Source organism: Flavobacterium psychrotolerans (genome assembly GCF_003097635.1).
Taxonomy (GTDB): domain Bacteria; phylum Bacteroidota; class Bacteroidia; order Flavobacteriales; family Flavobacteriaceae; genus Flavobacterium; species Flavobacterium psychrotolerans.
The window spans coordinates 182,809-189,284 of the sequence record NZ_QCZI01000006.1 but is presented as its reverse complement, the minus strand read 5'-3'; the positions used below and the strand labels follow the sequence as shown (position 1 = coordinate 189,284).

At 33.4% G+C, this 6,476-nt stretch carries 6 protein-coding genes; all 6 read right to left on the bottom strand.

What is annotated here, in order from left to right; all coding sequences use genetic code 11:
• Nucleotides 1-119 precede the first annotated feature (119 nt).
• Nucleotides 120-2,219: a peptidylprolyl isomerase gene (locus DB895_RS06875; protein ID WP_116724624.1), complete on the bottom strand. Its 2,100-nt coding sequence runs from the start codon at nucleotides 2,217-2,219 to the stop codon at nucleotides 120-122.
• Between the two features lie 108 nt (nucleotides 2,220-2,327).
• Nucleotides 2,328-3,587: a hemolysin family protein gene (locus tag DB895_RS06870; RefSeq protein ID WP_116724623.1), complete on the bottom strand. Its 1,260-nt coding sequence runs from the start codon at nucleotides 3,585-3,587 to the stop codon at nucleotides 2,328-2,330.
• A 3-nt stretch (nucleotides 3,588-3,590) separates the two neighbouring features.
• A complete protein-coding gene (locus tag DB895_RS06865; RefSeq protein ID WP_116724622.1) occupies nucleotides 3,591-3,782 on the bottom strand; it encodes a hypothetical protein in 192 nt (63 codons plus the stop codon).
• 21 nt (nucleotides 3,783-3,803) lie between these two features.
• Nucleotides 3,804-4,358: an LPS export ABC transporter periplasmic protein LptC gene (lptC, locus tag DB895_RS06860; RefSeq protein WP_116724621.1), complete on the bottom strand. Its 555-nt coding sequence runs from the start codon at nucleotides 4,356-4,358 to the stop codon at nucleotides 3,804-3,806.
• Between the two features lie 43 nt (nucleotides 4,359-4,401).
• Nucleotides 4,402-5,649 (bottom strand): hypothetical protein, encoded by a 1,248-nt coding sequence (locus tag DB895_RS06855; protein ID WP_116724620.1) that lies wholly within the window; start codon nucleotides 5,647-5,649, stop codon nucleotides 4,402-4,404.
• On the bottom strand, nucleotides 5,642-6,403 hold the full coding sequence (locus tag DB895_RS06850) for a type III pantothenate kinase (protein WP_116724632.1): 762 nt from the start codon (nucleotides 6,401-6,403) through the stop codon (nucleotides 5,642-5,644). The genes DB895_RS06855 and DB895_RS06850 overlap by 8 nt, the downstream gene beginning before the upstream one ends.
• Nucleotides 6,404-6,476: the final 73 nt, after the last annotated feature.

Here is a 6,476-nt window from a genome sequence, read left to right as displayed (position 1 = left end):
TAAATGTATAATCATACTTGACTTTTCTTTCCATAAAAATACCCCCAAATAGTGTCTAACTTTTTGGGGGCAGTCTACTTGTTTAAAACGAGTCGGGATTTTTTATTTGGGAGTTAAACTTAGTAATTAAATTTAACTCTATTGTCTTCAATCTCTGCTTCCGCTTTTAAGGCTGGAATAACCCTTCCAGAATAGGAGGAAACTTGCGCTTTTACTTTAGCAACATAGTCTGCATGATTTTTCAAAGCTGGGGCTTTAGTAAGTACTTTAGTTTGCACCACGTAAACTCCAGAATTTCCTTCAATAGGAGCTGAAAGCTTGTTTACTGCTGTGGCAAATGCTGTCCCTACTACTTTTTTCTCTTGACCTACATTTGGCAAGGAGGCATTTTCTAAAGTTAAGTCTAAAGCTTGTTGAACCGTTGCAGCATTTGCTTTTGCAATTGCATCAAGTGTAGCTCCGGTCATTTTAGCTTTGATTAGTTCCGTTTTCTTTTTGTTCTTAAGAATAGACTCAATCATTGGTCTGGCATCTTCAACAGGCATCAATCCAGCTTCGTTTACTTTTTTGATTTTAGCGATGATGTTACCTACATTAGCCACTTCAAATCTTTTTACGTCACCTACTTTCGTATCGTTTTCATAAGCCCATCTTACGATTTGTCTTTGGTTCCCTGCGTTACCAAAGTTTTCGTCCATTGCTTTCACTTTTACTGATGGATTAACGGTCAATTTAGCTTCCTTAGCCACTTTCTCGAAATCTTTTTCGTTAGCGTCCATTTCAAATTTAACAGCCGTTTGATAGATTTTATCCGTAGTTGCTTCTGATGGTTCAATTTTTTGTGCAATGGTCGCTAGGCGAACAGCATCTTGCTTATCTGTAATATTGATAATGTGAAAACCAAAATCTGTTTCTACCAATCCTATCTTACCAATTGGATTATTGAAAACAAAATCGTTAAACGGTTTCACCATTTGACCTTGAGAAAAATAACCTAAATCTCCCCCTTGTTGGGCTGAAGAATCGTCTGAGTTCGTTAGTGCCAACATCAAGAAACTTGAAGGATTAGCTTGCACTTGTACTAACAATGCTTCTGCTTTAGCTTTCGCCTGTTCTTTAGTTCTTTTTTCTTTCTGGTTAGGAACTTTTGTCCCTTCATAACTAATTAAGATATGGCTTGCTTTTGCATTTACTCCTGCTTTTCTTCCTAAAGATTTAGAAATACAATAGTAATCGCCTCTCATGTATGGCCCGTAAATTTCGCCTTGAGGCAAATTGAATAATTGTTCTGCACTTTCTGTTGGTAAATCTTTTTTGGCAACATAAGTTGAATCATAAGGAATATCGGAATTCTCATTTACAAATTCCGCATTGTTTGTTGCTGCTTTAAATCCTGGCAACGTATCATTTTTAGTAGTAGACTGATTGTAAACCACTCTTCCGTTTAATAAAGAATTAACCTTAGTTTTCACTTCCATTTCATCTTCTGGAGATGCTTTATCTGCAATAAGTACATATTCTATTTCACGGGTTTCATCCGCTTTGTATTTCTTTTCATTTTTCTTCATAAAATCTGTAATTTCAGCGTCAGAAACTTTTACATCGCTATCTTTTACAGTAGAAAACAATACTGATACGTAATCGAAGTTTACTTTATTGGCTTCCATTTCATATTTCAATTTTCCTTCACTTTCAGTAGTATAAACTCCTGCTTTTACTAGAGTATTGTAGATTTGATACTTTGCATTAAGCTCAGCATCTTTCTCCCTATCTTTAATTAATTGAGCTTGTTCCGGATTTGATTTGAAATATTCTTTGAATTTTGCAATATCAAAAACTCCTGCTGCATTAAGGAATAAAGGGTTTTGCCCTATGTTTTGATCTGATTTTAATGCTTCAATAATATGTTTTTCCCCGGCTCTTATCCCAAGCTTGTCAAATTCAGATGAAAGCAAAGCAATGGATACTTCTTGATCCCAAACTCTATTTGCAGCTTGAATGGAAGTCATCCCTTGTTGTCCGCTTTTTTCAACGTTACTTACTTTAACCCTAAAATCCTCAAAAGAAATGTCTTTGTCATTAATGCTACCTACATACTTTGAAGTTTGATTAAAACCCCCTTTTCTATATAAATCTTGCGCTATAAATGCGAATAAAGAAAAGCCAATAACTAGTATTAGAAGAAGTGAACGTTGTCTAATTTTTTGTAAAACTGCCATTTTAAGTATTGTTAATTTTTAATTCAGTGTGCGAAAATACAATTATCTATTTAATAACCATAGCTGTTAAAGTTATAATTTGCAAGAATTTTATTTTTTTTTCAAAAATTATTCCCCAACCGTCATTTTGACCAGTTCTATTTTCTTATTTGTTGCTTCTTCTATGGTAAAATGAAATTTATCAATTGTAATTTGCTCTCCTTTTTGCGGAATTTCTTTAGTAAAATCTACAATAAATCCTCCTAAAGTTCCATAGGAATCGCTTTCGGGAATGTTAAGTTTGTAGGTTTGGTTTAAATATTCCACATCAAATCGCGTGGAGAACAAATAAACGCCCTCTTTGATTTCTTTTTCGACCAATTCCTCCACCTCGTCGTGTTCGTCTTCAATTTCTCCAAAAAGCTCCTCGACAATATCTTCAATAGTAATAATTCCCGAAGTTCCACCATACTCATCAAGAACCACCGCAACGCTTTTTCTTTTCTTGGTAAGTAAATTCAAAACATCTTTAATAAAAATGGTCTGTGGGACAAATTCAACGGGAATCAAAATAGCCTTGATACTTTTTGGTTTTTTGAACAATTCAAAGGAATGCACGTACCCAATAATATCATCGTGCGAATTTTGATACACTAAGATTTTAGAATAGCCCGTTTCTATAAACATTTCTTTTAGTTCCGAAATCGAATCATAGATATCAACAGCCGCAATTTCGGTTCGCGGTGTCATGATATCTCTGGCTTTTACACCTGAAAATTCTAATGCGTTTTGAAAAATTTGGATTTCAGAATCTACATTTTCATGATCTTCTACCGAGCTCATTTGTTGGGTAATGTAATTGCCAAGATCTATCTTAGAAAAAAAAAACTGCACTTGATCCCCATCTGTTTTGAAGAATTTTTTCAGAATAAAATCGGAAATCCACAAGATAAAAGATGAGATAAAATAGAACATTTGATAAAAAAAGTAGGCCGGTAAAGCAAAAAATTTGATTAAATTATTGGCATAAATCTGAAAAAAAACTTTTGGCAAAAACTCCGCGGTAATCAAAACGATTATTGTAGAAATGAGGGTTTGAGCAAACAAACTCAATAATTCCGAAAAATGATAAGGCATCGTTTTTATCCAGCCCATTAATAAATCCCCCATGAAAAACCCGTAAACAACTAATGCTATATTGTTTCCAATAAGCATGGCCGCAATAAATTTTGAAGGTTTTTCGGTAAGTTTGGTAAGTATTTGAGAAATAAAATCATCTTGTTTTTTCTCTATTTCAAGATAAATTTTATTGGAAGAAATGAATGCAATCTCCATTCCAGAGAAAAAAGCACATAGTATTAAGCATAATATTATGATACTAATTTCCATGTATTACTGTTTCTTGTTATTATCTTCAAATTTTCTAGAAAATTTTCTTCTAAAAAAAAACATAAAAACAGCAACTCCTGCTATTATAAAACTCAACACCGGAGATTCCGTTGTGCCTATTTTTGTGAAGCCTACGTATATAAATAAAAGTCCAAAAACCAAGTAGATATATTGGGTAAATTTGAGATAATTCATTTTTTAGGTGTGTATTAATAATTATTCCGCCTGATCAATTGCCCCTGTTATTTTTTGAGAGTTAACAATTTTAAAATCTTTACTAAAATCGATCCCCTCTCCAAAGGAAACTCCTTTTGGGTCTGTAAATTTAAACTTTTTTTCGGTAAAAAACCACTCGTTTTTTTGATCAAAGTACAACTGCTCTGTTTCCAGGAATTGCCCTGATTCTGTAGCAATTTTTACATGCCCTTGTAAATCGATGATATCAGTCCCTTTGAAAGAAATGGCGTAATCCGATGTTATAAATGTTTTTTTGGCTTTACTGTCATACAAAGTAACATCGATTCCTTTAGGAAATTCCGTGAATGGAAACTCCACATTGGAATAATCTAGCATTTTTGGGCTTATGAGAATAGATTTGATTCTCCCGGAATCGGTATATTTTAAATTGAAATTATCGGCTTCGCCGTTTGGAGTAAACTCTGAATAGTTAATTTTTTGAACTTCTTTAAAATTGCTTTCGCATCCTATAAATACTGAAACAGTAGTGATAAGAAACACAAAAAAAACTAATTTATGATTTATGAAGTTCATTTTAAATTCAGTTTATGGCAAATGCAAAACGTTTTTCAGAAAATTAATCAAATTTTCTTTTTGTAAACCATTTGTCATTTAAAGACAAACTTATGATGACATTAGCATAATTTTCTTCGACCAAATTGGCTAAAGCGGTTCCTCGTCTACCCAATTCAATGCCCACATTAACGTTAGAGAATGTTCCGCCAACAGGCAATCCAACCCCACCGGTAAAAGCATAGTCCCTTATTTTTTGGTCATTTATTATCAAACCCGTTTTTTCGTATCTGAATCCTCCTCTGTAGGTTACCTTTTTTAAATAATTAGAAAACGAATTGTAGTTTGGAATATAAAAACCACCTACACTATATTTTATTCCATTTTCATAGCTTGCATTGGTGACATTGCTTAACCTGTTACTAAAAGTATTACTGCCAAGAAAAGAGACTTCAGTTCCTATAAGCCATTTCTTGCTCTCACCCACTCCCGCTCCTATAGAAAACTTACTAGGCAACTTTACCGTGTTTTTATAATTTTTAGCATCCAAATAATCCAATGGTATAGGCGTGACATCACCTAAATAAATGATTGAAAAAATATTATTTTCATTGTTCGAATTCAAATTGCTTTGAGGTGCATAGGTAATTCCGCTATAAAAATCGAGTTTTTTCGTAATCTTCCGATTATACATTGCTCCAATATTAATGCTTAGTCCAGACAGTTCTGACACATTTTTTTCTTGAGTTCCATCTTGGGCAATTCCTAAATATTTGATGCTATTGGTTTCAATTCTTCCAAAGTTGTAACCGATATCAGCACCAATGCTAATTCTTGGATTTAACTGATATCCCAATCCCAGAAAAGCCTTATTCAAACCTCCATCACCTGAATATCTTCTGATAATTTCATTGACATCATCGGTCGTTTTTAATTTATACCCCACAGAGGAATATGGAATCAATCCAAAAGCCACTCCAAATTTTTTCAAAGGCAAGGCTACGGCTAAATAATCCAATGTAGTTCTTTGAGCTTTTTCGCTTCCGTTATAGGATTTGAATTTTGTGGCGCTAAAAGTACCTCCTATGGTAAATGTTGTTAATTTTAAACTAGAATAAGAAGCCGGATTTTGCAGATTGATATGAATGCTGTCAGGAAGAATCGAAACGCCACCCATGGCATTCATTTCGTTAGTTCCTTTAAATCGTACATCTCCAACTCCAAAAAAAGAATAGGGTGAAGCAGATCCCTGTTGTGCAAATGATACAAGCGAAAAAAGTAATAATACAGGCAGTATAAATTTTCTAATCATTTTTGGTTTTATATTGATATGTTTGGTTTAAACTTTCGAGAAGAAAATTTGAATTGGCAAATATGGTATTTTTTAATCGTTTAGCCAAAAAATCTGCGTCTCCACCAGTTAAAATTATTATAAATTTTGGGTATTGCTCCCTATATTGATTGATAAACCCATCGATTTCATTTACTATTCCGTTTATCACTCCGGAATGAATGGATTGTTGGGTAGAATTTCCTATCAAATCTAATTTCAAATCTTGATTTTTATCCTTTTCAAAATTTTCAATGCTCAACAAAGGTAAGTTAGCGGTATAGCCATGCAAGACCTCATATCGCAATCGGATTCCTGGCGAAATGGCACCACCCAAATAGTTGTCATTATTATTAATGAAATCGTAGGTTACACAAGTACCTGCGTCAATTACCAATCGGTTCTGCTTGGGGAATTGCAAAACGGCTCCAGATGCCAAGACCATTCTATCCATTCCTAAAGTAAGTGGTGTAGCATATAAATTTTGGAAAGGAAAAGGAGTTTTGTGAGTTACAAAATAGATATTCACTCTTTTTCCCCATACTAAAAACGCTCTTTCATCCACATTTCCTACCGAAGCAACTACTAAATCCGTTGTTTTGGGATACAAATCTAAAATAATTTGAATATTTTTTTGTAAATCCAATTTTGTAAAAATCGCAATATCTAAAAGGGTATTTCCCTCAAAAACAGCGGATTTAATTCTGGTATTTCCAACATCTATCGCTAAAAGCATGGTGTTAATTTTAGATTGCAAAGGTACGAATTGATTTTTTTTTAAAATTGTTTTGTATAAATTAAAAATCATC